The organism is Streptomyces sp. NPDC088124 (assembly GCF_040685895.1).
In the GTDB taxonomy this organism is placed as follows: Bacteria; Actinomycetota; Actinomycetes; order Streptomycetales; family Streptomycetaceae; genus Streptomyces.
In genome coordinates this window covers 215,742-240,275 of the sequence record NZ_JBFBJB010000005.1, presented here as the reverse complement: position 1 = coordinate 240,275, position 24,534 = coordinate 215,742, and the positions used below count along the sequence as shown (strand labels likewise).

The following is a 24,534-nucleotide window of genomic DNA, read 5'->3' as shown; positions in this document are numbered from 1 at the left end:
CGGGGTGACGGATGGGACGACGGGCGAGGTGACTGGTGAGATGGCTGGTGGGGTGAGCGAGGGGGTGAAGGATTCGGGTCGGGGTATCCGCCCCGGCGCATACATCCTCATGAGATCCTTGATGTGCCCCCAGGGTGCAAACGTAGGATCGTCCTCCGGAAGAACAACACAACCGGTCGCAGCCGACCGCTCAGGTCAACGGGGTTGACCGGCAACCGGCCTGACCACCAGTCACCACGCGACACGTAACACACGCAACACTGTTGACCGCTACGACCGCACGTCACAACGACAGTGACTCGCTACGAGGGGAGTGGAGCCGTGCGCCAGGGCTGTGAGCCAGTCGAAGAGAGCGCACCGCACCCCCGGCCCGGACGGACGGAATCCCACGCGTGACGGAGCATCCCCCCTCCCACGAAGGCCGGCAGCCCCTGGTTGCCCGGCAGCAGGAACGCACACGCCCGCGGCAGGAGTCCGCCACCGCCGTGCCACAGCCCGCGGGGCCGGCGCCGGATCCCGCCGGTACGGCCAGGCGCGAGGGCGACCGGCTGCGCTTCGTGGGGGCCGCCACCCGGCGGATCGCCCGCGGCATAGACCTGGACGAGATCGTGCTGGGCCTGTGCCGGGCGACCGTACCCACGTTCTCGGACGCCATACTCGTCTACCTGCGCGATCCGCTGCCCGTCGGCGACGAGCGTCCCGTGTCGCCGTTCGTGCTGCGGCTGCGCCGGACGGACCGGCTGCGGCTGACCGACGAGGATCCGGAGAACCCGGTGGGTGTCGGGCCGGTGCCGCAGCTCGTCGAGGGCGCGCGGCTGCCGCTCCTCGACCCGCACTCCGACGCGATGCCCGCCGCCGAGCTGTGCGAGGTCTTCTCCGGCGGCGCGCTCTCCGAGGTGCTGCGCGGGGTGCGGCCGGTCTTCGGCGACTCGGCGGCGGCCCGGGCCGCGCTGCCCGAACTGCTGGGCGCCGACCGCACCGTACCGACCGGGCACCGCGCGATCCTCGCGCCGCTGCGCGGCCGGCGGCGGGTCATCGGCGCGGCCGTCTTCCTGCGCCGCCCCGACCGCGCGGCCTTCGAGCCGAACGATCTGCTGGTCGCGGCGCAGCTCGCCACCCACACCGCGCTGGGCATCGACAAGGCGGTGCTGTACGGCCGCGAGGCGTACATCGCGGACGAGCTCCAGCGCACGATGCTGCCGGAGAACCTGCCCCAGCCCACGGGCGTACGGCTCGCCTCGCGCTATCTGCCGGCCGCCGAGACCGCCCGCGTCGGCGGCGACTGGTACGACGCGATCCCGCTGCCCGGCAGCCGGGTCGCCCTGGTCGTGGGCGATGTCATGGGCCACTCCATGACCTCCGCGGCGATCATGGGCCAGCTGCGGACGACGGCGCAGACCCTGGCCGGTCTCGATCTGCCGCCGCAGGAGGTGCTGCACCACCTCGACGAGCAGGCGCAGCGGCTCGGCACGGACCGGATGGCCACCTGCCTCTACGCGGTGTACGACCCGGTCGCGCACCGCATCACGATCGCCAACGCCGGTCATCCGCCGCCCATACTCCTCCACCTCGGCGGCCGGGCCGAGGTGCTCCGGGTGCCGCCCGGGGCGCCGATCGGGGTCGGCGGTGTGGACTTCGAGGCCGTGGAGCTGGACGCGCCGGCCGGGGCGACGCTGCTGCTCTACACGGACGGTCTGGTCGAGTCGCGGCTGCGGGACGTGTGGACGGGCATCGAGCAGCTCAGGGAGCGGCTGGCGGCCACCGCGCAGCTCACCGGGCCCGATCACTCGCCGCCGCTGGAGGCGCTCTGCGACGACGTCCTCGACGTCCTCGGCCCGGGTGACCGCGACGACGACATCGCGCTGCTCGCCGCCCGCTTCGACGGGATCGCGCCGAGCGACGTGGCGTACTGGTTCCTGGAACCGGAGGATGCCGCTCCGGGGCGGGCCAGGCGGCTGGCCCGGCGGGCGCTCTCCCGCTGGGACCTGGAGGACCTGAGCGACGCGGTCGAACTGCTGATCAGCGAGGTCGTGACGAACGCGGTGCGGTACGCGGAGCGGCCGGTGACGCTGCGGCTGCTCCGTACGGACGTACTGCGCTGCGAGGTGGGCGACGATTCGCCGCAGCTTCCGCGGCAGCGGCGCGCGCGGGACACGGACGAGGGCGGCCGGGGACTCTTCCTGGTCAACCGGCTGGCCCGGCGGTGGGGAGCCACCCGGCTCTCGACCGGCAAGGTCGTCTGGTTCGAGATCCCCACGAGGGCGTGAGGCACGGGCCGGGCCGCGCCGGGGCGGGCGGCGGTCCGGCCGCGCAAATGTTGCCGACCATGTGTCGGCGGGTTTAGCTGGGGCACGCGGCCCGTGGACGAGTAAGTCCGAAGTAGCGTCGTCCGCCCCCTCGGGGCGGGCGGGGAGGTGTCAGGTGCGTGCAGCCGCAAGGCGGAGGAAGGAAGCGACGCAGGAGCGGATGGGGTCTCCCCTGGTCGAGCGAAGCCGAGACCTTGGGGATGACTGACGACAACGCCGCGGATGTGCGCACCTGGCACCTCCCCGCAGACGGGACTTCGGACTTACTCGTCCGGTTGACCGCTGCCCCGGCCCGGGAACACGCGGGGTCTCTCCGGACTCCCCCGGGCCTCGGCTCCCCGACCCCCGACGGGAGGACATCTCGTGGCCGCCTCATCCCCCAAGACGCCGTACACGACCAACAACGCCGGCATCCCGGTGGAGAGCGACGAGCACTCGCTCACCATCAGTCCAGACGGTCCCATCCTGCTCCAGGACCACTACCTCATCGAGAAGATGGCCCAGTTCAACCGCGAACGGGTCCCCGAGCGGGTGGTGCACGCCAAGGGCGCCGGCGCGTACGGCTTCTTCGAAGTGACGAACGATGTCAGCCAGTTCACCAAGGCCGACCTCTTCCAGCCCGGCCGGCGTACGGAGATGCTGGCCCGCTTCTCCACCGTCGCCGGTGAGCTGGGGTCGCCCGACACCTGGCGCGACCCGCGCGGTTTCGCACTGAAGTTCTATACGGAGCACGGCAATTACGACATGGTCGGCAACAACACGCCGGTCTTCTTCGTACGCGACCCGATCAAGTTCCAGGACTTCATCCGCTCGCAGAAACGCCACCCGGCGACCGGGCTGCGCAGCAACGACATGCAGTGGGACTTCTGGACCCTCTCCCCCGAGTCCGCGCACCAGGTGACCTGGCTGATGGGCGACCGGGGCATCCCGAAGTCGTTCCGGCACATGAACGGCTACAGCTCGCACACCTATATGTGGGTGAACGGGGCGGGCGAGCGGTTCTGGGTGAAGTACCACTTCAAGACCGACCAGGGCATCGACTACCTCCCGCAGGCCGAGGCGGACGCGATGGCCGGCTCGGACGGCGACCACCACCGCAGGGACCTGCACGAGTCGATCGAGTCGGGGAACGCGCCGACCTGGAGCCTCAAGGTCCAGATCATGCCGTTCGAGGACGCGGCCGACTACCGCTTCAACCCGTTCGACCTGACGAAGGTGTGGCCGCACGGCGACTACCCGCTGATCGACGTCGGCCGGATGACCCTCGACCGGAACCCGGACAACTTCTTCGTCCACATCGAGCAGGCCGCGTTCGAGCCGTCGAACCTGGTGCCCGGCATCGGCCCGTCCCCGGACAAGATGCTCCTCGGGCGGCTCTTCTCGTACCCGGACACGCACCGCTACCGGATCGGCCCCAACTACAGCCAGCTGCCGCCCAACCGGGCGCACGTGCCGGTGCACTCGTACGCCAAGGACGGTCCGATGCGGTACGAGCCGTCCCGTGCGGCCATGCCGTACGCGCCGAACTCGTACGGCGGCCCGGCGGCCGACGTGACACGGTTCGGAGACCCCGCCGGGTGGGCCTCGGCGGGCGAGATGGTGCGCGAGGCGTACAAGCTCCACGCCGAGGACGACGACTGGGGCCAGCCCGGCACGATGGTGCGCCAGGTGTTCGACGACGCGCAGCGCGACCGGCTGGTGGGGAACGTCAGCGGACATCTCGCGCAGGGGGTGTCGCGGCCGGTGGTGGAGCGGGCGCTGCAGTACTGGCGGAACATCGACAAGAAGATCGGCGACCGGATCGCCAAGAAGGTGAACGGCGGCTGAGCGTACGCGGGAGTGCGGGCGGGGGGGCGGACACCTCCAGGTGTCCGCCCCCCGCCCGTGCTCGGCCGTGCCGCCGCTACTGCCGCGTCGCCGCTACTGCCCCAGCAGCGGCCGTCTCGACGTGGTCGGACCGTCACCCGGGAAGCCACCGCTCGGATCGCCGCCGTCGGTGGGGGTCACGTCGTCGCTGGGCTCCGGGAAGCTCGGTGAGGTGGTGGGCGGGTCCGGGGTCCCCGGCTCGCTCGTCGTGTCGGACGGCTCGGGCTCCGGCGAGGTGGTCTCCGACTTCGAGGGCTCCGTGCTCGGTGTGGGCGTCGGCGTCGGGGTGGTCGGCTCCACCGTCGGCGTCGGCTTGACGGGCTCCGTGACGTCCAGGTCGAACCGCGCGTCGGAGCCGCCGTTCAGCGCGCCGCGCGTGTAGTCCGCCCAGATCCTGGCGGGGAAGCCGCCGCCGTTGGCCCGGCCCGAGTTGGCCGTGCCGGTGAGGCTGACCTGGCCGCCGCCGTCCTTGGTGGACTCCCCGAAGAGCGCCACGACCGTGGTGAGCTGGGGCGTGTATCCGGCGAACCACGCGGACTTGTTGTTCTCGGAGGTGCCGGTCTTGCCCGCCGCGTCGTAGTCCGTGGTGTCGGCCGCGCGGCCCGAACCGTTGTCGACCACGTCCTGGAGGACATGGGTGACGGTGTCGGCCGTCTCGCGGGCGACGACCTGGGTGCCGACCGGGTCGGCGATCTCGGCCGTACGGTCCTTGTGCTCGGCGGACTTCACGATCGACGGCGTGATCTTCTTGCCGTGGTTGTCGAGCGTCGCGTACACCCCGGCCATGTCCCAGGTGGAGGCGTTCATCGTGCCGAGGGTGATGGCGGGCCGTTCCGGGAAGCCCTTGTCCCGCATGCCCATCGACAGCGCGGTCTGCTTGACGGCGGCGGGCCCGACGTCCACGACCATCTGCGCGAAGACCGAGTTGACGGACTGGTCCATCGCCTTCTGGACGCTGATGTTCCCGTAGCTCCGGTCGTCCTCGTTCTCCGGGGCGAACGGGGTGTCGCTGCCCACGACCGGCCGTTTGCTGGTGCCGTCGTACCGGGTGGCCGTGTCGATCTTCCGGCCGTCCTGGGTCTCCGAGCCGTTCTCCAGCGCGGAGGCGAACACGACCGGCTTGAACGTCGAGGCCGGCTGGTAGTCCGAGCGGGTGGCGTTGGATATCCAGTGCTCGGTGGCGCCCACGCCGCCGTAGAGCGCCACCACGTGCCCGGTCTTCGGATCGACGGAGGTCGCGCCGGCCTGGACCGTCGCGTCCGTCGTGTTCTTCTTGCGGTCGATCTTGGACTCCAGCTCCCGGTCGACCGCCTTGACCAGGGACTGCTGCCGCTTCCTGTCGATGTTGAGGGTGATCGTCCAGCCGCCCTGGGCGATCTCCGCCTTGTCGACGCCCTGGCGCGCCAGTTCGTCCTGCGCCGCCTCGACGAGATACCCCGTCTGGCCCTCCATGCCCGGGGCCGCCTTGGGCTCCCGCGGTACGGGGAACTTCAGCCCGGCGCGCTCGGAGGCGTCCAGCCAGCGCTGCTCGACCATGTTGTCGAGTACGTAGTTCCACCGCTGGGTGACGAGCCGCTTGCCCTTCTCGGTGGCCTCGGACCAGTTGTACTGGCTGGGGGCCTGGAGCAGCGCGGCGAGGTACGCGCCCTGCGCCACGTTCAGCTTCGACGCGTCGATGCCGTAGTACGCCTGGGCCGCGGCCTGGATGCCGTACGCGTCGCGCCCGTAGTAGCTGGTGTTGATGTAGCCGGCGAGGATCTCGTCCTTATCCTTCTGCCGGTCCACCTTCAGGGAGATCACCAGCTCCTTGAGCTTGCGGGTGATCGTCTGGTCCTGGTTGAGGTAGTAGTTCTTGACGTACTGCTGGGTGATGGTCGAGCCGCCCTGCTTGCCCTTGCCGCGGAGCGTGTTGACGACGCCGCGCGCCGTGCCCTTCAGGTCGATGCCGTTGTCCCGGTAGAAGGACTTGTTCTCGGCGGCGACGAAGGTGTGCTGGACCTGCTTGGGGATCTTGTCCAGGCCGACGATCTCGCGGTTGACCTGCCCCGTACGGGCGAGGATCGTGCCGTCGCTGTACTTGTAGACGTTGCTCTGCATCTCGGCCTGCGCGTTGGCGTTCGGCACCGGGACCACCAGATAGAGCACGAACAGTCCGCCCATGCCGAGCAGGCAGAGGACGAAGAAGGTGCCGAGGAGCTTCTTCACTGTGAAGAGCCGGCGTATGCCGCCCTTCCGGTCCGTCCGGCCCGTCCGGCGCGCGTCCCGCTGCCGGGCTCGTCTCTCGTCCGCTCGGCCCATCGCCGTGTCGCTCCGCTCTCGTGTCAGGTCACCCGTCCGGATCCGTTCGCGGCGCTCCCCCGCCCGAATCAGCTCAGAAAGCTAACACCGGCACCTGTGACAAAGGCCAACCGATCCGGTCTTTTGGGGCGTGACAATCAGCACCTACCTCAATGGAACCGACTCCCAGGAGTGCCAAAGGGTTGCCGCATCCGATAATGTGTAATCACATTGCTAGCCACCGCCCCTTGGCGGGACGGATCGGAAACGGGGAACGAATATGGCCTCCACCAGCACAAGTACCGGCACAACCGGCGCGCGGGACACCGCGGCCGCCGTCGACGGCGCACCGGAGATTCCCGAGCCACAGGTACGGGAGTTCGCGGCGCACAGCATCGGCGGCGGGCTCGCGCTCCTCCTCGGACTGCTCGGCGTCGTCGCCGGCGCGGCCCTCGTCGTCGCGGGCGCCACGGTCGACTCCGGCGGGGCGAAGGCGCTGCTGATCATCCTCGGCGTGCTGGTCGCGATCGCCGCGTTCTTCGCGATGAGCGGGCTGAACATGGTCGCGCCGGGCGAGGCCCGGGTCGTCCAGCTCTTCGGGCGCTACCGCGGCACGATCCGTACGGACGGACTGCGCTGGGTGAACCCGCTGACCTCGCGCACCCAGATCTCGACGCGGGTACGGAACCACGAGACGGCCGTCCTCAAGGTCAACGACGCGTACGGCAACCCGATCGAGCTGGCGGCGGTCGTGGTCTGGAAGGTCGAGGACACCGCGCGGGCCACCTTCGAGGTCGACAACTTCCTGGAGTTCGTCTCCACCCAGACCGAGGCGGCCGTACGCCACATCGCCATCGAGTACCCGTACGACGCCCACGAGGAGGCCGGGCTCTCGCTGCGCGGCAACGCCGAGGAGATCACCGAGAAGCTCGCCGTCGAACTGCACGCCCGGGTGGAGGCGGCCGGCGTCCAGATCATCGAGTCCCGCTTCACGCATCTCGCGTACGCGCCCGAGATCGCCTCGGCGATGCTCCAGCGCCAGCAGGCGGGCGCCGTCGTCGCGGCCCGGCGGCTGATCGTGGACGGGGCGGTCGGCATGGTCGAGGCGGCCCTGAACCGGCTCACCGAACAGGACATCGTCGAGCTGGACTCGGAGCGCAAGGCGGCGATGGTGAGCAATCTCCTGGTCGTGCTCTGCGGGGACCGCGCCGCGCAGCCGGTCGTGAACACGGGCACGCTCTACCAGTGACCACGGCCGAGCAGGGACCCGACCAGGGCGGTCCCCCCGAACCCGCGCCCGGCCGGGCACCGGGCCGGCGGCCGGGTGGCGGCCGGGCGGAGCGGAAGCAGGTGCTGCTCCGGCTGGACCCGACGGTGTACGACGCGCTCGCGCGCTGGGCCTCCGACGAACTGCGCAGCGCCAACGCGCAGATCGAGTTCCTGCTCCGCCGCGCCCTGGGTGACGCGGGCCGGCTCCCGGGCAACGCGGCCCCCATCCCTCGTCGGGGCCGGCCGCCCAAGGCGCGGCAGGAGCCGGGAGACCCCGAGTAGCGACGCCGAGGCCGAGGCCGCGAGGAGCGGCCCCGGAGGCGAGGCCCCGAGGAGCGTGCCGTACCGCGCCATGAACGGTTCGCCGTACCATGCGAACCGCTCTATACACAGCGAGTAGAGTGCGGCCCATGTCCATCGGTCACACGCTCCTCGGGCTCCTGGAATCGGGCCCGCGCCACGGTTACGACCTGAAGCGCGCCTTCGACGACCAGTTCGGCCAGGACCGCCCCCTCCACTACGGACAGGTCTACTCGACCATGTCCCGGCTGCTGAAGAACGGGCTCGTCGCCGTCGACGGCGTCGAGAGCGGGGGCGGTCCCGAGCGCAAGCGGTACGCGATCACCGACGCCGGCGTCACCGATGTGGAGGCGTGGCTCGCACAGCCGGAGAGCCCGCAGCCGTACCTCCAGTCGACCCTCTACACGAAGGTCGTCATCGCGCTGCTCACCGGACGCAGCGCCGCGAGCCTGCTCGACACCCAGCGCGCCGAGCACCTGCGGATGATGCGCGACCTGACCGCCCGCAAGCGCGACGGCGACTTCGCCGACCAGCTCATCTGCGACCACGCGCTCTTCCACCTCGAAGCCGATCTGCGCTGGCTCGAACTGGTCACGGCGCGGCTGGACCGGCTCGCCACGGAGGTCCGGCCGTGACGCCCGCCCCCGCGGGCCCCCTGCTCCTCGCCCGCGGCCTGCACAAGGCGTACGGCGCCACCCGCGCCCTCGACGGCGCGGCGTTCTCGCTGCGCGCCGGTGAGGTCGTCGCCGTCCTGGGCCCGTCGGGCTCCGGCAAGTCGACCCTGCTGCACTGCCTCGCCGGGATCGCCCGGCCCGACGCGGGCACGCTCACCTACCGGGGCCGGGACCTGACCGCGCTGCCGGACGCCGAGCGCTCCGCCCTGCGCCGTACCGAGTTCGGCTTCGTGTTCCAGTTCGGCCGGCTCGTGCCGGAGCTGACCTGCGTGGAGAACGTGGCGCTGCCGCTACGGCTGGCCGGTGCCCGGCGCAGGGCCGCGGAGCGCGCCGCGCTGGAGTGGCTGGAGCGGCTGGAGGTCGCGGACCTGGCGGCGAAGCGGCCCGGCGAGGTCTCCGGCGGGCAGGGCCAGCGCGTCGCGGTCGCCCGCTCCCTGGTCACCTCGCCCCGGGTGGTCTTCGCGGACGAGCCGACCGGCGCGCTGGACTCCCTCAACGGCGAGCGGGTGATGGAGCTGCTGAGCGCGGCGGCGCGGTCCACCGGCGCGGCCGTCGTCCTGGTCACGCACGAGCCGCGGGTGGCGGCGTACTCGGACCGCGAGGTCGTCGTACGCGACGGCCGGGCACGCGACCCGGAACACGACGCACAGACGGTGGGGAACGACCTGGTCCCGGCCCCGTGAAGCACCCCGCCCCCGCCGCACCCCCGGACGCCCCGCCCGCGGACGCCCCGCCCGCGGACGCCCCGCCCGCCGTGCCCGTGCGGCCGCCCGGCCGCCTCGTCCGGCGGGCGCGCGACCTCGCGCTGGGCGTACGGTTCGCCACGGCGGGCGGCCGCGAGGGGTGGACCCGTACGGTCCTCACCGCGCTCGGCGTCGGTCTCGGGGTCACCCTGCTCCTCTTCGCCGCGTCCGTACCGCAGGTGATCGGCGCGCGGGCGGAGCGCGAGGCGGCGCGCACCGCCACCGGCGTCCTGGCCACCGGCCCGGTCCCGCGCTCGGACACGACCCTCGTCCACCTCGACATCTCCACCGAGTACCAGGGCGACACCGTCCGCGGCGCACTGCTCCGCCCCGACGGCGACCACCCGCCGAGACCGCCCGGCGTCGCCGAACTGCCGGGCCCCGGCGAGATGGTGGTCTCCCCCGCCCTGCGGGAACTCCTCGGCTCGCCCGGCGGGGCACGGCTGAAGGAGCGGCTCGGCCACCGGGTCGTCGGGACCATCGGAGACCGCGGCCTGAGCGACCCGGCCGAACTCGCCCTCTACGCGGGCAGCGACACCCTCACCCCGGCCAGGGGCGGCAACCGGACCGCCGGTTACGGCCACCCCTCCTTCACGGAGCCGCTGGACCCGGCGCTGGTGGTGCTGGTCACCCTCGTCTGTGTCGTCCTGCTGGTGCCGGTGACCGTCTTCATCGCCACCGCCGTGCGCTTCGGCGGCGAGCGCCGGGACCGCAGGCTCGCCGCGCTGCGGCTGGTGGGCGCGGACATCGGGACGACGCGGTGGATCGCCGCCGGGGAGGCCCTGTTCGGAGCGGTTCTCGGGCTGCTGACCGGCGGCGCGCTCTTCCTCGCGCTGCGACCGATCGCGGGCGGGATCCAGGTGTGGAACCTCAGCGCGTTCCCCGCCGATCTCGTGCCCGTGCCGGCGGTCGCCGCGCTGATCGTGGTGGCCGTACCGGCGCTGGCCGTCGCCGTGACGCTCGTCGCGCTGCGCGCGGTCACCATCGAGCCGCTGGGCGTCGTACGGGACGGCGCGCCCCGCGGGCGGCGGTTCGGGTGGCGGCTGCTCTGCCTCGCCGCCGGTCTCGCCCTGCTGCTCGGGATCCGCGCCGTCGGCGAGAGAGCGCGGCCGCCCGGCGACGCCCCGTACGTCGATCCCTATCCGGTCGCGGCCGGGGCCGCCCTGCTGCTCGTCGGACTGACCACGCTGCTGCCCTGGCTGGTGGAGGCCGCGGTGGCCCGGCTGCGCGGCGGCCCCGTGTCCTGGCAGCTCGCCGTGCGCGCGCTCCAGTTCAGCGGCGGCGCGGCGACGCGCGCGGTGAGCGGGATCACCGTCGCGGTCGCGGGCGCCATCGCCCTGCAGATGCTGTTCGCGGGCGTCCAGCAGGAGTTCCGCACCGCCCGCGAGGACGCGGCCGGTCCGCGTCTGCGGGTCGAGGCGCCGTACGGCGATCCGGCGCTGGCCGCCCGGCTGACCGACCGCCTCGGGGCCCTGCCCGGGGTCGGGACGGTCCTCGCCACCACCGAGACGTACGCGGTCAGGCCGGGACCCGTGGCGGAGGGCGCGATCCAGCCGACCACCAGCCTGACGGTCGCCTCCTGCGCCGCCCTGCGCGGGCTCGCGGCGCTGCCGTCCTGCCGCGACGGGGACACCTTCGTCGCGCACATCCCGGGGAACGAGGAGCAGAACGACTGGACCGACGAGACGGCCCGCCCCGGCAGGCCGGTCGACCTCTCCGCCCTGTCCGGGGATGACGGGGCGAAGCCGCTGCTGTGGACCCTGCCCGCGTCGGCCCGTACGGTCAGGGCCCTGCCCGGCCCGCACGGCGCCCCGGACACCGGCATCCTCGCCACCCCGGCGGCGGTCCGCCCGGAGCTGCTGACCGACGGGTGGACCATCGCGATCCTCCGGATGACCGACCGGAGCCCCGCCGCCGAGGAGCGGGTCCGGGACGCCGCCGCCCGGGTGGACCTGTCGCTGCAGGTGTCGGGCGGCAGGGTGGTCGAGCGCGAGAAGGCGTTCGACAGCGTCCGGAGGGGCCTGCTCGTCGCCGGTACGGCCACGCTGGCGGTGATCGCCCTGAGCATGCTGGTCGCCCAGATCGAGCAGCTGCGCGAGCGCAGACACCTGCTGTCGGTCCTGACCGCCTTCGGCACCCGTCGGTCCACACTCGCCCGGTCGGTGCTCTGGCAGGCGGCCGTCCCGGTGGCGATCGGCACCGTACTTGCGGCAGTGGGCGGGCTGGCCCTGGGCGTCCTCATGCTGAAGCTGCTCGGCAAGCCGTACACCGACTGGTGGACTCCACTGCCCTTCGCCGGGGCGGGCGCGGGAATCGTCCTCCTCGTGACGGGGGCCACCCTGCCGGCGCTGTGGCGGTTCACCCGGCCGGAGGCCCCGCGCGACGAGTGACGGCGTCCGCCCCGGGTCGGGGCACGGGCCTGTGCGCGGGTACGGGCGCGGACCGGGGCGCCGCCACCCGTACCGGAAGGTCCCGCAGCGCCTCCCGCAGCGCCTGGGCGAACGCCGCGAACTCCTCACCGCGGGCCGCGCCGGTGCGCATGGCCAGGGCGATACGGCGGGACGGGGCCGGGGCCTCGAAGCGGGCCGTGGCCAGCCGGCCGCCGCGGCCGGTCTCGACGCGGACGGCCGTACGGGGCAGGAGGGTCACGCCCAGGCCGCCCGCGACGAGTTGGACCAGGGTGGAGAGGCCCGCCGCGGTGGTCGTCGCGGGAATGCCGTCGGTGCGGCCCGCCTCCCGACAGATGTCGAGGGCCTGGTCGCGCAGGCAGTGGCCCTCGTCCAGGAGCAGGAGCGGCAGCTCGCGCAGCGCGTCGCGAGGCAGGTCACGGCGGCCCGCCAGCGGGTGGCCGTCCTGCGTGACGAGCACGAAGTCCTCGTCGAACAGGGGCAGTTCGGTGACGGTCGGCTGGCCGAGCGGCACGGCGAGCAGCAGCAGGTCCAGCCGGCCCGCGGCCAGCCCGTCCAGCAGGGACGCGGTCTGCTCCTCGTGCACCTGGAGGTCCAGCTCCGGGTAGCGCTCCTGTGCCAGCCGGAGCACGGCGGGCAGCAGGTACGGCGCCACGGTGGGGATCACCCCGAGCCGTAGTATCCCGGTGAAGGGCGCCCGGGCGCCCGCCGCCTCGTCCAGCAGCGCGCCCACCGCCCGCAGCACGGCCGCGGCGCGTTCCGCGAGCCGTTCACCCGCCGGGGAGAGCAGCACCTTACGGGTCGTACGCTCCACGAGCTGGACGCCGAGCACCTCCTCCAGCGCCGAGACGGCGCCGGAGAGCGCGGGCTGGCTCATGCCGATCGCGGCGGCGGCGTCGCGGAAGTGAAGGTGTTCGGCGACGGCCGCGAAGGCGCGCAACTGGGCCAGGCTGGGCTGTCTGCCCCGCTGGGGAGCCGGTACGACGGCCACTGATAGGTACCTCCGATCACGCCGACCAAGTCTGGCTATTTCTGTGATCAATACTGTATGTGCAACCATCAGTGAACGCCCAACCCCCCTTGGAAAGCCCCAAAAGGTACTTTCCTCCCTCGCAAGGAGAGCGCGTGCTCACTGTTGGTGACAAGTTCCCCTCGTACGAACTGACCGCCTGCGTCTCGCTGGAGAGCGGCAAGGAGTTCGCGACGATCGACAACAAGACGTACGAAGGCAAGTGGCGCGTCGTCTTCGCGTGGCCCAAGGACTTCACCTTCGTGTGCCCGACGGAGATCGCGGCCTTCGGCCGGCTGAACGACGAGTTCGCCGACCGCGACGCCCAGATCCTCGGCTTCTCCGGCGACTCCGAGTTCGTGCACCACGCCTGGCGCAAGGACCACCCGGACCTGACCGACCTGCCCTTCCCGATGCTCGCGGACTCCAAGCACGAGCTGATGCGCGCCCTGGGCATCGAGGGCGAGGACGGCTTCGCGCAGCGCGCGGTCTTCATCGTCGACCCGAACAACGAGATCCAGTTCACGATGGTGACCGCCGGTTCCGTGGGCCGTAACCCCAAGGAGGTCCTGCGGGTGCTGGACGCGCTCCAGACCGACGAGCTGTGCCCGTGCAACTGGAACAAGGGCGAGAACACCCTCGACCCCGTCAAGCTCCTGTCGGGCGAGTGAGCCGCGATGTCACTCGATGAGCTGAAGTCGGCGCTGCCGGACTACGCCAAGGACCTGAAGCTGAACCTCGGTTCGGTCATCGGCAACAGCGAGCTGTCCCCGCAGCGCCTCTGGGGCACGGTGCTGGCGTGCGCGATCGCCTCGCGCTCCGCGCGGGTGCTGCGCGAACTGGAGCCGGAGGCCAGGGAGAACCTGAGCGCCGAGGCGTACACGGCCGCCAAGTCGGCCGCCGCGATCATGGCGATGAACAACGTCTTCTACCGGACCCGGCACCTGCTGTCGGACCCGGAGTACGGGACGCTCCGCGCCGGGCTGCGGATGAACGTGATCGGCAGGCCGGGCGTGGAGAAGGACGACTTCGAGCTGTGGTCGCTCGCCGTCTCCGCCATCAACGGCTGCGGCCAGTGCCTCGACTCGCACGAGCAGGTGCTGCGCGCGGCGGGCATGGACCGTGAGACGGTCCAGGAGGCCTTCAAGATCGCCGCGGTGATCCAGGCCGTCGGTACGACCCTCGACGCCGAGGCCGTCCTCGCGGAGCCCGTCACCGCGGAGACCGTCACCGCGTGACCGGTCCCCCGACCGGACAGGGTGGAGCCGTGTCGCGCCGGACCGTGCGGGTCCGGCGCGGGGCGCCTCTCACTTCTTGAGGGCGGCCATCAGGGCCCGCATGTCCTCGATCAGACCGGGTTCCAGCGCGGCGAGGTCGAGCGGCTCCATGTCCATGAACTGACCGGTCGTGGGATCGACCGAGGAGTAGGTCATCCCGTAGACCTCGATCTCGAACGCGGCGGCCCCGTCCAGGACACGCAGCTCCGCGTCCCCGTTGTACGCGGTCCTCACCAGGAACGCCTGGTCGCCCAGGTCCGGGATCCGCTTCGAGGCCGCGGGCCCGGTGCCGTCGAAGGCGGGCGCCGCCGACTCGGCCTCGAACTCGGGCCCCGGGTCGGTCTCCTTGTGCAGCGTGTATCTGATGACGGCCTCGGCCGTGACCCCGGGCCGGTCCCGCCCGTCCCCCTCCCCGCCCTCGCCGTCGGCCGGCTCCGTCTCCCCGAGTTCGACCCGGCATACGGCCCGGTCGACCGCGGGGTGCCGGTCCGTGTCGGCCGTCGGCCGCTGCTTCGGGCCGACGGCCGCGGTGAGCGCGGCCAGCTCGGCGGCGTCGCAGAGGTCGCGCGTCACCTCGTACCCCCGCAGGTCGGGTCCGGTCAGCCGGTACGCGAAGAGGCCGCCCGCCCAGAGCGCGGAGGCGGCCAGCGCGCCGCCGAACGCCCACAGCCAGGGCGGCCGGTGACGCGGCGGCACCCCGGTGGGGGCCGGGCCGCTCTCCGTACCGTACGGGCCGGGCGCGCCGACGGCCGCGTGCCCGCCCCACGTCCCCTGCCCGCCCCACGTCCCCTGCCCGCCCCACGTCCCCTGTCCGCCGCGCGTTCCCTGTCCGCCGCGCGTTCCCTGTCCGGCGTCGTCGTCCTCGCCTGTTAACTCCGGCTCGGAGATCATCCCTGGCCGTCTCCCCCTTCCGCCACGGCGGGGGAGGCCGAGGGCGGCGGCGGGGTGGACCGGGCGGGCCGGGACGGCTCGCCGGAGGGCTCCGGGGCCCCGGCCGCGGTCCCTGCCACCGCGCCGGCCGGAGCGGGCGTCGGCGCGATGCCGTAGGCCGTCGCGCCGTGCGGCGGGGGCGTGTTCCTCAGTTCCTGCTCCTGGCTGTACGCACGGAGATAGCCGACGACCGTGTTGGTGACCGCCACCAGCGGCACCGCCACCACCGCCCCGCCGATGCCCGCCACCAGACCGCCGACGGCGACGGCGAGGACGACGGCCAGCGCGTGCACCCGTACAGCCCGGCCCAGGATGAAGGGCTGCAGCACATGGCCCTCGATCTGCTGCACCCCGAGCACGACGAGCAGCACCATCAGCGCGGTGAAGACGTCCTGCGTGACCAGCGCCACGACCACGGCCAGCGCGCCCGAGATGACCGCGCCGACCAGCGGGATGAACGCGCCCAGGAAGATGATGACGGCGAGCGGCACCGCGAGCGGGACGTTGAGGAAGTAGATCCCCAGACCGATGAAGATCGCGTCGATCAGCGCCACCAGGACCGTGCCCCGCACATACGCGGTGAGGGTGTTCCAGGCGCGTGGTCCGGCGCCGGCGACCCCCTCCCGGGCCGCGGCGGGGACGAGCTTGAGCGACCAGTTCCAGATCGTGCGGCCGTCGTACAGCAGGAAGAGCGTCGAGAAGACGGCGAGGAACACGCCGGTCAGCAGCTCGACGATGACGGCGACGCCCTGGAGACCGACGGAGGTGATCGCCTCGGTGTTGGAGCCGACGGCATCGCTCAAGGTCTTCGCGATGCCGTTGATCTGGTCTTCCGTCACATGGAAGGGGCTGTCGAGCAGCCAGCGCTTCAGTTCGTTGATGCCGTCCGTGACCCGGTTGGAGAGATCGTCGATGTTCTCCATGACCTGCCACACCACGAACCAGCCGACCAGCCCCATCAGCACGAATCCGGAGATCGCGGTGAGCGCGGTGGCCAGCCCGCGGGGCATTCCGTACCGCCTGAGCCAGGCGACGGTCGGCTGGAGCAGCGCGGTGATCAGCAGCGCGACGACGAAGGCCATCACGACGAGTTGCAGGGCACTGATGACGTGCATCAGTGCCCAGAGCAGCCCGCCCAGTACCAGCAGCCGCCAGGCCGCCTCGCCCGCGACGCGCATGCCCCAGGGGATGGCGGTGGCGGGGTGGCGCTCCACGGGGGGCACGACGGGAACGGGCGGCGGCGCGGGAACGGGCTCCGGAGCGGCGGCCGTGACGGGGGCGGGCGCGGCGGAGGGCGCGTGCGCGGGAGGCGGCGGGGCATCGTCCCGTACGGACCCGGCCACGGCCCGCGCATCGGCCGCGGCCCGCGCGTCGGCCGTGGTCCCGCTCCCGTTCCCGGTCCCCGCGTCGATGCCGGGCTCGGCCTCGGCCTCCGCCCGGCGCTGGTCGAGGCGTTCGCCCAGGCGGGTCAGTTCCGCACCCACCTGCCCGAGCCACTCTGGCAGTCTTGACATGAAGCTTCCGCTTCCCCCTGTCTTGCTCTCCACGCCCACTCCCCGGAGCCTGCTCGCTACGACCGTACAGGGGAGAAGCCCCCCACCGTAGGACGGCGGGGGGCTTCCCGGGGTTGAGCGGGACGAGCACCGGCGAGGAAGCCGGGTGTCACTCGTCCGGTACGGCTAGTACCAGTTGTTGGCCTGCCAGAACGACCACGCGCCACAGGGGCTGTCGTAGCGCTCGTTCATGTAGTTCAGGCCCCACTTGATCTGGGTGGCCGGGTTGGTCTGCCAGTCGGCGCCCGCCGACGACATCTTGGACCCGGGGAGCGCCTGGACCAGGCCGTACGCGCCCGAAGACGGGTTCTGCGCCTTGTAGTTCCAGGTGGACTCGTGGTTCACGATGTTGCTGAAGCACTGGAACTGGTCCGCCGGGACGATGGACCGGGCGATCGACTGGACCTCGGCGACCGTGTAGGAGCTCTGCTGCGGGAAGGAGCCGGAAGCGGAAGTGGAACGCGTCGCGTCGCGGCTCGCGCGCTCGGCGTCGTCCTTCTTCTTCTTTTCGGCGGCAGCCTTCTTCTCCGCCTCGACCTTGTCGTCGGCGGCCTGCTTCTTGTCCTTGGCGTCCTGCGCGGCCTGGATACGAGCCGACTCCTCGGCGGACTTCCGGGCCGTGGTGTCGGCGGCGGCAGCCTGGGCGTCCGCCTGCTGAGTCAGCGACGCGGTCTGCACCTGGGCCTGCTGACCCGCGGGGATGTCTGCGAGGAGCGTCATGTCCGCTGCGGTCGCCTCGAAATTATCGGTCGAGGTCTGGGGGTCGCCCGAGGCAACACCCACCACAGCGCCGACGGTGGTGACCGCAGTGGCAGAAGCCACGGCAAATCCCCGGACCGAGATCCGGCTCACACGGTGTCCTTCCAGCGTCGCCCGCACACGTGACCTCGCGGACGCGATCGTGCCCCTGGCACTGGTCTCCGTACAACATGCGTCACGGGAGACACGGGCCCGGTGGGCAATCCCCCTGCGGGGAGTGCCGCGTGGTGCGCGGGCGGCATGCGGCGGCAGCTTTGGAGTTGTATGGAACCGCACCCTGTTGGTGCGCGTGTGCCGCATGCGGGGCCTGACGGAAGCAAGACTCTGCCGGAAGGCGGCACCGGGAGGCAATTCCCCGTCGGGTGGGAAAGCTCACACCACGTTCGCCCCAGGAGTTTCAGGGAAACAGGGGCGCGGCACAACGCCGCCCGGCTAAGCTCTTTCGGCTTCGCCGGGCGGCGCCAAGTGCGGTGATACGAGGTCAGATCTGGCCGTCCTCCAGCATTTCGGTCACGAGCGCGGCGATCTGCGAACGCTCGGAGCGGGTGAGCGTGACGTGCGCGAAGAGCGGATGCCCCTTGAGTTTCTCGACAACGGCGACAATTCCGTCGTACCGCCCCACCCGCAAGTTGTCGCGCTGCGCGACGTCATGCGTGAGCACCACGCGGGAATTGGCCCCGATCCGGGACAGAACGGTCAGCAGGACATTCCGTTCCAGTGACTGGGCCTCGTCGACGATGACGAACGCGTCGTGCAGGGACCGGCCGCGGATGTGCGTGAGCGGCAGCACCTCCAGCATGCCGCGCCCCAGCACCTCCTCGATCACGTCCCGGCCGGCGACGGCCGAGAGGGTGTCGAAGACCGCCTGCGCCCAGGGGCTCATCTTCTCGGCCTCCGAGCCGGGCAGATAGCCCAGCTCCTGGCCGCCGACCGCGTACAGCGGCCGGAAGACCATCACCTTCTGGTGCTGCCTGCGCTCCAGGACCGCCTCCAGGCCCGCGCAGAGGGCCAGCGCCGACTTGCCGGTACCCGCCCGGCCGCCCATCGAGACGATCCCGACCTCCGGGTCGAGGAGGAGGTCGAGGGCGATGCGCTGCTCGGCGCTGCGGCCGTGCAGCCCGAAGGCCTCACGGTCGCCCCGTACGAGCCGGACGTTGCCGTCGGAGGTGACCCGGCCGAGCGCCTTGCCGCGCTCGGACTGGAGCACCAGTCCGGTGTGCACCGGCAGGTCGCCCACCTCGGGCACGTAGAGGGTCTCCTCGCTGAAGAGGAGGTCCACCTGGTCGGCGGCGAGCGTCACTTCGCTCATCCCCGTCCAGCCCGAGGCGTCGGTGATGGCGAGTTCGGCGCGGTACTCCTCGGCGAGGAGACCGACCGACGACGCCTTGATGCGCAGCGGCAGGTCCTTGGAGACGACCGTGACGTCGTACCCCTCGGCCTGGAGGTTGCGCGCGACCGCGAGGATCCGTGAGTCGTTGTCCCCCAGTCGGAAGCCGGCGGGCAGGATGCCGGGATCTGAGTGGTTGAGCTCGACGCGCAGCGTGCCGCCCAGATCGCCCAGCGGGATCGGGGCGTCGAGACGGCCGAAACGGATACGGAAGTCGTCCAGCAGGCGCAGCGCCTGCCGGGCGAAGTACCCGAGTTCCGGATGGTGCCTCTTGGCCTCCAACTCCGTGATCACCACGATGGGGAGCACTACCTCGTGCTCCTCGAAGCGGTACATGGCATTCGGATCGGCCAGCAGGACGCTGGTGTCGAGAACGTAGGTGCGCCTGTCGGGCATGCGGCGCTTTGTGCTGGTCACCACGGAAGGACGTACCCCCTCGGATGAGGTCGGGGTTGCGACGGCGTCGCGGGCGGGTGGGCCGGGCTCGGGCCCCATGCGCGGGCCGAGCTCCGGCCCTCCATGTCGCCCGTACGACGAGGCGCACGGTCGTCCTGGTGCAAAGGGCCTCCCGGGCGGACGGCCCCATGCCGTCCGCTGAGATGCGATGTCCACGGACCTGTCTTTTCGGACATCGACCTGGAGGAGGTATTCCCTCGAACACGCGCCGCCATGCCACGGCATACGGCGGACGGTAGGTGAACCGTGGGTGAAGCACCCTGGGCCGATGGCCGGCGGAGCCGGGGCCGGGGGCCGGGCGGGACGCGCCGGGACGGCGGCGGCACCTGGCCGAAACGGTGCCGCGACCGGGCCGGGCGTGGGCGTGAGCCGCGCCCCGGAAGCCGTGCGGGGCCTTGTGGGACTTACTCCGTGCGGGGAGAGACGCGGAAGCGGCGAGAGGGAAGGAGGGGGGAGACAGAGGGAAAAGAGGGGGAAGGGGCGGGGGCTCAGGTGCCGTAGCGCCGGTGGCGCGCGGCGTAGTCACGCAGGGCGCGGAGGAAGTCGACCTTGCGGAACGCCGGCCAGAACACTTCACAGAAGTAGTACTCCGAATGGGCGCTCTGCCAGAGCATGAAGCCGGAGAGACGCTGTTCACCGCTGGTACGGATGACCAGGTCGGGATCGGGCTGGCCGCGCGTGTAGAGATGGGACGAGATCAGGTCGACGTCGACGATCTCGGCGAGTTCCTCGAAGGTGGTGCCCTTGCTCGCGTGATCCATCAGGAGGGAGCTGACCGCGTCGGCGATCTCCTGCCGGCCGCCGTAGCCCACGGCGACGTTGACGAGTATTCCCTGGTTGCCGACGGTGGCCTGTTCCGCCTCCTTGAGCACGGTCTGCGTGTGGGCGGGCAGCAGGTCGAGCGTGCCGACGTGGTGCACCCGCCAGCGGCCGTCGGCCGCCAGGTCACGGACCGCGTTCTCGATGATGGAGACGAGCGGGGCCAACTGCTCCTGGGGACGGTCCAGGTTGTCCGTGGACAGCATCCACAGGGTGACGACCTCGACCTTGGTCTCGGAGCACCAGCCGAGCAGTTCCTGGATCTTGCTGGCACCGGCCTCGTGGCCCTGTTCGGCCGTGCCGCCCGCGGCCTTCGCCCAGCGGCGGTTGCCGTCCAGGATGACGCCGATGTGCTTCGGCACCTGGTCGTGGTCGAGGCGGCCTTCCACCCGGCGCGCATAGAGCCGATACACCAGGTCGCGCACGTTCACTGAGTCCACCCTCTCGATTCCGTGGGGACCGGCGCGTCCGCTGGCGGGATCCTGGGGCCGGCCCGGGGACCCCGAAGCCGTCACATTACTGCGGACCCCGCGCGGTCACCCAACCCGGTCTGTCACAAGTCCGTGATAAGGAGGGAAGCATGACCAATTCTCCCCCTTATCTCGCCGCCGACGGCCGCTACGACGCCATGGAGTACCGCCGCAGCGGGCGCAGTGGCCTGAAACTGCCCGCGATCTCGCTCGGCCTCTGGCACAACTTCGGCGACGACCGGAGGCTCGATTCGCAGCGCGCGATCCTGCGCCGCGCCTTCGATCTCGGTGTCACACACTTCGACCTGGCGAACAACTACGGACCGCCTCCGGGATCCGCCGAGCTGAATTTCGGCAAGATCTTCGCGCAGGATTTCTCGGCCTACCGGGATGAACTCATCATTTCGACCAAGGCCGGATATCTGATGCATCCCGGGCCCTACGGCGAATGGGGTTCCCGTAAGTATCTGCTGTCGTCGCTGGACGCCTCCCTGAAGCGGATGGGCCTGGACCACGTCGACATCTTCTACTCCCACCGCTTCGACGCGAACACTCCCCTGGAGGAGACGATGGGGGCGCTGGCCTCCGCCGTACAGCAGGGGAAGGCGCTGTACGTGGGGGTCTCGTCGTACACCTCGGAGCAGACGGCCCGGGCGGCGGCGCTGCTCAGGGAGATGGGGGTGCCCGCCCTCATCCACCAGCCCTCGTACTCGATGATCAACCGCTGGACGGAGGACGACGGGCTGCTGGACACGCTGGAGACGGCGGGGATGGGGTGCATCTCGTTCGCGCCGCTCGCCCAGGGGCTGCTGACCGGGAAGTATCTGAAGGGCATTCCGGAGGGGTCCCGGGCCAGCCAGGGCAAGTCCCTCGACCCCGGGCTGCTCTCGGACGACGTGGTGCGGCGGCTGCGCGGGCTGGACGAGATCGCGCGGCGCAGGGACCAGTCGCTGGCGCAGCTCGCGCTGACGTGGGTGCTGCGTGACCCGCGGATGACCTCGGCGCTGATCGGCGCGTCCGGCGTCCGGCAGCTGGAGGAGAACATCGCGGCGCTGGCGGCGCCGAAGCTGTCCGCGGAGGAGCTGGCGGAGATCGACGGCTTCGCGGTGGACACCGCGGGCACGAACATCTGGGCCGGCCGGAGCTGACCCGGTGAGCTGACACTCCGTGACGCCCGGGGCTGACGCGCTGTGAGCGCCCGGCTCGCGCGCGGCCCACGCCCCGGGGCGTGCGGGCCGGCCGGCGGGACGGGGTGGCGGGAGAGCCCGTACGGGAGCGGCGCGGTCGGAGCGGCACGGAGCGGCGGCACGCCGGGCCGGAGGGCGAACGCCCCGGGGACGCGGCGGGAACCGGGACCGGATCGGAGCCGGCCTGGACCTGGCCTGGACCTGGGCCGGGGTTGGCCTGGACCAGAACTCCACGGGACGCCGCCGGGACCGGGCCTGTACGGGGCTGGACCGGGAGCCTGGTGAGGGTCGGCTCGGGGCCGGGTGACCGCCCCCGTCCCGGCGCTCCACCGGACCGGGACAGAAAACGGGCCGGTCCGTGGGGGGGGATACGGACCGGCCCGAGGGGGGGGTTCCACCATAACCCTTCGTGAGGGATCGTGGGCCCCCTCGTGCAGCAGGATGACGCTCCGAAAGCGGCGCGCTACGGCGCCCGGTGCCCGCCACCAGGCTTTTCCGACGGCGGGCGGCCAAAATGGCGAGTAGTCGCCATAGCGTGTCGCCCCCCCTCAGGAGCGATCCCGGAGGCCTCACCTTGACGCCGAGGGCCCGGAGCCGGCCCGAAGCCTGCCCGGTGCCTGCCCGGCGCCGAGCTCCCTGTCCGTTCCCTCGTGTCCCTCATGTCCCTCATGTCCCTCATGACGGACCGCCTCGATCAGGAAGCGGGTCGTCGTCGCCACGAAGGGCCCCTCGTCCTCGATCCGGCGGTGCAGTTCCGCCAGCCGGCCGCGGTACGCCTCGACGGTGAAGCCGGGCACCATCCAGACGACCTTGCGCAGGAAGTAGACGACGGCGCCGATGTCGTGGAACTCGGTGCGCAGCGACGCCGTCCGCAGATCCACGACGTCGAGACCGGCCGCCTCCGCGGCTGCCACGGCCCGACCTGGGTCGCGCGCGGAGCGCGCCTCGGGCGGCTGCGGCCCGAGGAAGTACTCCACCAGCTCGAAGACGCTGGCCGGTCCGACCTCCTGCGAGAAGTACCGGCCGCCGGGCCGCAGCACCCGCGCGATCTCGTCCCACCACACCCGGACGGGGTGACGGCTGACGACCAGGTCGAAGACGCCGTCCGCGAACGGCAGCGGGGGCTCGTCCGGGTCCGCCACGACGCTGACCCCGCGGGGCCGCAGCAGCGCCCCGGCCCGGGCGAGGTTCGGCGGCCAGGACTCGGTGGCGACGGTGAGCGGCGGCAGCGCGGGTACGGAGGCGAGGACCTCGCCCCCGCCGGTCTGGATGTCCAGTGCCGCACGGGCGTCGGCCATCCGGGCGGCCATGGAGCGGGCGTACGCCCAGGGCGGGCGTTCCTCGGTGGCTCGGCCGTCGAGCCAGGAGAAGTCCCAGCCGTCCACGGAGACGGCGGCCGCTTCGGCGATCAGTTCTTCGAAGGTGGGCATGGGCGCGATCGTGGCAGGGCCGGGAGCGGCGGCGCGAACGCATTTCGCGCGCGCCCGAGCCGGGTCCGGACCGGTCCGGCCCTCGCCCGGCCCGGGTCCGGCTCAGGCGGCGGAGAGGGCCCCGAGCAGGAGACCGAGCAGCGCGCCGACGATCATGAACGGGCCGAACGGGATGACGGATTTGCGCCCCGCCCTGCGCAGCACCATCAGCCCGACCCCGTACAGCGCCCCGAGCAGGAACCCGGCGAAGGCGCCGACGCCGAGCACCGGCCAGCCGTACCAGCCGAGGACGACGCCGAGGGAGAGGGCGAGCTTGACGTCGCCGAAGCCCATGCCGTTCGGGTTGATCAGGAACAGGACGAAGTAGCAGCCACCGAGGGCCACCCCGCCGAGCAGCGCCGTCGTCCAGGAGCGACTGCCGTCGGCACCGTCCCCGCCCCCGGGGCCGCCGGGGACCAGGGCGGCCAGGCCGAGCAGCACGGCGGCGGCGAGGGCCAGGGGCAGGGTGAGCTGGTCCGGGAGGCGGTGGACGTTTCGGTCGACGAGGGCGAGCAGCAGGGCGAAGGGCGCGAGCAGCAGCCAGACGGCCAGTTCGGGACGGGGCCCGGTGGCGGCGGCGAGCGCGGCGCAGCCGAGGGCGCCGAGGACGGGGACGAGGAGGGAGGGCGCGTACCGCACGAGGGACGCGTCGGGCGCGCCTGAGCGATCGGAGTGATGGGAGTGATCGGACACGGGGGTGGTGCGGGCGGAGGCGGCGCCGGGGCCATCCGCCGTACCGGGGCCATCCGCCGTACCGGGACCGTCCGCCGTACCGGGACCGTCCGCGGCGCCGACGGCCCCGGGTGTCCCGGGTGCCCCGGGTGCTCCGGGCGCTCCGGGCGCTCCGGGCGCTCCGGGCGCTCCGGGCGCTTCCGGGACGGTGACGGCTCCGGAGTCCCCGGCAGCGGTGCTGCTGTCGGCCCCGGGCTCGACCCCGGACCCGGACCCGGACTCGGACCTGGTGTCGGACTCGGCCCCGAACCCGGCCCCGGCCCCGGCGCCCACGCTCGTAGTCCCCGTACCCCCGCCCACACCCACACCCACACCCGTGGCACCCGTGTCCCCCGGGCCGGCGGTCGCACACACCGGGCACCTCGCCGGGCCGAGCCAGCCGCGGGCCGGGCCGGTGATCGGGTGGCCGGCGGGGCAGCGGTCGCGCCACGCCTCCTCCGGCTCGACGGAGAGCCGGTACGCGGGGCGCGGCAGCAGCACTCCGGTGGCGGCGCCCCAGAGCGCGGCGAGGACGATCAGCGTGGCGTACACCTCACCGAGCCTAGGCCCGGCGCCGGGCCCGGTCATGGGTCCAGGGGCCCACTTCCCGCACCCCGGGACCCAGATCCGCGCTCGGGAGCGGCCACCGCCGCGGCGGGGCGCT

19 protein-coding genes are annotated in these 24,534 nt (G+C 72.2%); 10 read left to right on the top strand and 9 right to left on the bottom strand.

The features are described 5' to 3' along the window. Positions 1-392: 392 nt before the first annotated feature. Positions 393-2,267, top strand: a complete 1,875-nt coding sequence (locus AB0P17_RS06290) for an ATP-binding SpoIIE family protein phosphatase (RefSeq protein ID WP_365808056.1) — start codon at positions 393-395, stop codon at positions 2,265-2,267. Between the two features lie 402 nt (positions 2,268-2,669). Beyond that, a complete protein-coding gene (locus tag AB0P17_RS06285; RefSeq protein ID WP_365808055.1) occupies positions 2,670-4,133 on the top strand; it encodes a catalase in 1,464 nt (487 codons plus the stop codon). A 93-nt stretch (positions 4,134-4,226) separates the two neighbouring features. Here AB0P17_RS06285 and AB0P17_RS06280 read toward each other — a convergent pair whose 3' ends face one another. Then, positions 4,227-6,470, bottom strand: a complete 2,244-nt coding sequence (locus AB0P17_RS06280; RefSeq protein WP_365808053.1) for a transglycosylase domain-containing protein — start codon at positions 6,468-6,470, stop codon at positions 4,227-4,229. 259 nt (positions 6,471-6,729) lie between these two features. Between AB0P17_RS06280 and AB0P17_RS06275 the strand changes: the two genes are divergently transcribed. The 5 genes from AB0P17_RS06275 (at position 6,730) to AB0P17_RS06255 (ending at position 11,825) form a co-directional block, all read left to right on the top strand. Further along, a complete protein-coding gene (locus AB0P17_RS06275; protein ID WP_365808051.1) occupies positions 6,730-7,698 on the top strand; it encodes an SPFH domain-containing protein in 969 nt (322 codons plus the stop codon). After that, on the top strand, positions 7,695-8,000 hold the full coding sequence (locus AB0P17_RS06270) for a hypothetical protein (RefSeq protein ID WP_365808049.1): 306 nt from the start codon (positions 7,695-7,697) through the stop codon (positions 7,998-8,000). Before AB0P17_RS06275 ends, AB0P17_RS06270 begins: the two co-directional genes overlap by 4 nt. Positions 8,001-8,128: 128 nt before the next feature. Then, the gene (locus AB0P17_RS06265; protein ID WP_365808047.1) at positions 8,129-8,653 is read left to right on the top strand and encodes a PadR family transcriptional regulator; all 525 of its coding nucleotides are present in this window, start codon (positions 8,129-8,131) and stop codon (positions 8,651-8,653) included. Continuing rightward, positions 8,650-9,375 carry an ABC transporter ATP-binding protein gene (locus AB0P17_RS06260; protein WP_365808045.1) on the top strand — a complete coding sequence of 242 codons (726 nt, stop codon included), beginning with the start codon at positions 8,650-8,652 and terminating at the stop codon, positions 9,373-9,375. Before AB0P17_RS06265 ends, AB0P17_RS06260 begins: the two co-directional genes overlap by 4 nt. Next, the gene (locus tag AB0P17_RS06255) at positions 9,372-11,825 is read left to right on the top strand and encodes an FtsX-like permease family protein (RefSeq protein WP_365808044.1); all 2,454 of its coding nucleotides are present in this window, start codon (positions 9,372-9,374) and stop codon (positions 11,823-11,825) included. Before AB0P17_RS06260 ends, AB0P17_RS06255 begins: the two co-directional genes overlap by 4 nt. On the opposite strand, the gene AB0P17_RS06250 is transcribed toward AB0P17_RS06255, so the two are convergent. Beyond that, positions 11,794-12,834 carry a LysR substrate-binding domain-containing protein gene (locus AB0P17_RS06250; protein WP_365808042.1) on the bottom strand — a complete coding sequence of 347 codons (1,041 nt, stop codon included), beginning with the start codon at positions 12,832-12,834 and terminating at the stop codon, positions 11,794-11,796. The genes AB0P17_RS06255 and AB0P17_RS06250 overlap by 32 nt on opposite strands. A gap of 134 nt (positions 12,835-12,968) precedes the next feature. Here AB0P17_RS06250 and AB0P17_RS06245 point away from each other — a divergent pair, with 134 nt between their 5' ends. Continuing rightward, positions 12,969-13,523 (top strand): peroxiredoxin, encoded by a 555-nt coding sequence (locus AB0P17_RS06245; RefSeq protein ID WP_365808040.1) that lies wholly within the window; start codon positions 12,969-12,971, stop codon positions 13,521-13,523. A gap of 6 nt (positions 13,524-13,529) precedes the next feature. Further along, positions 13,530-14,090, top strand: coding sequence for an alkyl hydroperoxide reductase (locus tag AB0P17_RS06240; protein ID WP_365808038.1), 561 nt, complete (start codon positions 13,530-13,532; stop codon positions 14,088-14,090). A gap of 69 nt (positions 14,091-14,159) precedes the next feature. Here the strand turns inward: AB0P17_RS06240 and AB0P17_RS06235 are convergent, their stop codons facing one another. The 5 genes from AB0P17_RS06235 to AB0P17_RS06215 all read right to left on the bottom strand — a co-directional run bounded on the left by AB0P17_RS06235 (position 14,160) and on the right by AB0P17_RS06215 (position 20,464). After that, entirely contained in the window at positions 14,160-15,020 is an 861-nt protein-coding gene (locus tag AB0P17_RS06235) for a hypothetical protein (protein ID WP_365808036.1), read from the bottom strand. Then, positions 15,017-16,573, bottom strand: coding sequence for an AI-2E family transporter (locus AB0P17_RS06230; protein ID WP_365808035.1), 1,557 nt, complete (start codon positions 16,571-16,573; stop codon positions 15,017-15,019). Before AB0P17_RS06230 ends, AB0P17_RS06235 begins: the two co-directional genes overlap by 4 nt. Positions 16,574-16,738: 165 nt before the next feature. Next, complete coding sequence (locus tag AB0P17_RS06225; protein WP_365808033.1) at positions 16,739-17,464, bottom strand: transglycosylase SLT domain-containing protein; 726 nt, start codon at positions 17,462-17,464, stop codon at positions 16,739-16,741. Between the two features lie 388 nt (positions 17,465-17,852). Then, positions 17,853-19,178, bottom strand: a complete 1,326-nt coding sequence (locus AB0P17_RS06220; RefSeq protein WP_365808031.1) for a PhoH family protein — start codon at positions 19,176-19,178, stop codon at positions 17,853-17,855. A 524-nt stretch (positions 19,179-19,702) separates the two neighbouring features. After that, on the bottom strand, positions 19,703-20,464 hold the full coding sequence (locus AB0P17_RS06215) for an isoprenyl transferase (RefSeq protein WP_365808119.1): 762 nt from the start codon (positions 20,462-20,464) through the stop codon (positions 19,703-19,705). 149 nt (positions 20,465-20,613) lie between these two features. Here AB0P17_RS06215 and mgrA point away from each other — a divergent pair, with 149 nt between their 5' ends. Further along, positions 20,614-21,651 carry an L-glyceraldehyde 3-phosphate reductase gene (gene mgrA, locus AB0P17_RS06210; protein WP_365808030.1) on the top strand — a complete coding sequence of 346 codons (1,038 nt, stop codon included), beginning with the start codon at positions 20,614-20,616 and terminating at the stop codon, positions 21,649-21,651. Between the two features lie 608 nt (positions 21,652-22,259). Here mgrA and AB0P17_RS06205 read toward each other — a convergent pair. Then, positions 22,260-23,120 carry a class I SAM-dependent methyltransferase gene (locus tag AB0P17_RS06205; RefSeq protein WP_365808028.1) on the bottom strand — a complete coding sequence of 287 codons (861 nt, stop codon included), beginning with the start codon at positions 23,118-23,120 and terminating at the stop codon, positions 22,260-22,262. A 102-nt stretch (positions 23,121-23,222) separates the two neighbouring features. After that, positions 23,223-24,422 carry an A24 family peptidase gene (locus AB0P17_RS06200; protein ID WP_365808026.1) on the bottom strand — a complete coding sequence of 400 codons (1,200 nt, stop codon included), beginning with the start codon at positions 24,420-24,422 and terminating at the stop codon, positions 23,223-23,225. Positions 24,423-24,534 lie beyond the last annotated feature (112 nt).

What these genes read in the sequence shown, in the direction of transcription:
- AB0P17_RS06280 (WP_365808053.1), bottom strand. Translation starts at nt 6,470, where the DNA reads ATGGGCCGAGCGGACGAGAGACGAGCCCGGCAGCGGGACGCGCGCCGG.
- AB0P17_RS06230 (WP_365808035.1), bottom strand. Translation starts at nt 16,573, where the DNA reads ATGTCAAGACTGCCAGAGTGGCTCGGGCAGGTGGGTGCGGAACTGACC.
- AB0P17_RS06240 (WP_365808038.1), top strand. Translation starts at nt 13,530, where the DNA reads ATGTCACTCGATGAGCTGAAGTCGGCGCTGCCGGACTACGCCAAGGAC.
- AB0P17_RS06265 (WP_365808047.1), top strand. Translation starts at nt 8,129, where the DNA reads ATGTCCATCGGTCACACGCTCCTCGGGCTCCTGGAATCGGGCCCGCGC.
- AB0P17_RS06275 (WP_365808051.1), top strand. Translation starts at nt 6,730, where the DNA reads ATGGCCTCCACCAGCACAAGTACCGGCACAACCGGCGCGCGGGACACC.
- mgrA (WP_365808030.1), top strand. Translation starts at nt 20,614, where the DNA reads ATGACCAATTCTCCCCCTTATCTCGCCGCCGACGGCCGCTACGACGCC.
- AB0P17_RS06235 (WP_365808036.1), bottom strand. Translation starts at nt 15,020, where the DNA reads ATGATCTCCGAGCCGGAGTTAACAGGCGAGGACGACGACGCCGGACAG.
- AB0P17_RS06205 (WP_365808028.1), bottom strand. Translation starts at nt 23,120, where the DNA reads ATGCCCACCTTCGAAGAACTGATCGCCGAAGCGGCCGCCGTCTCCGTG.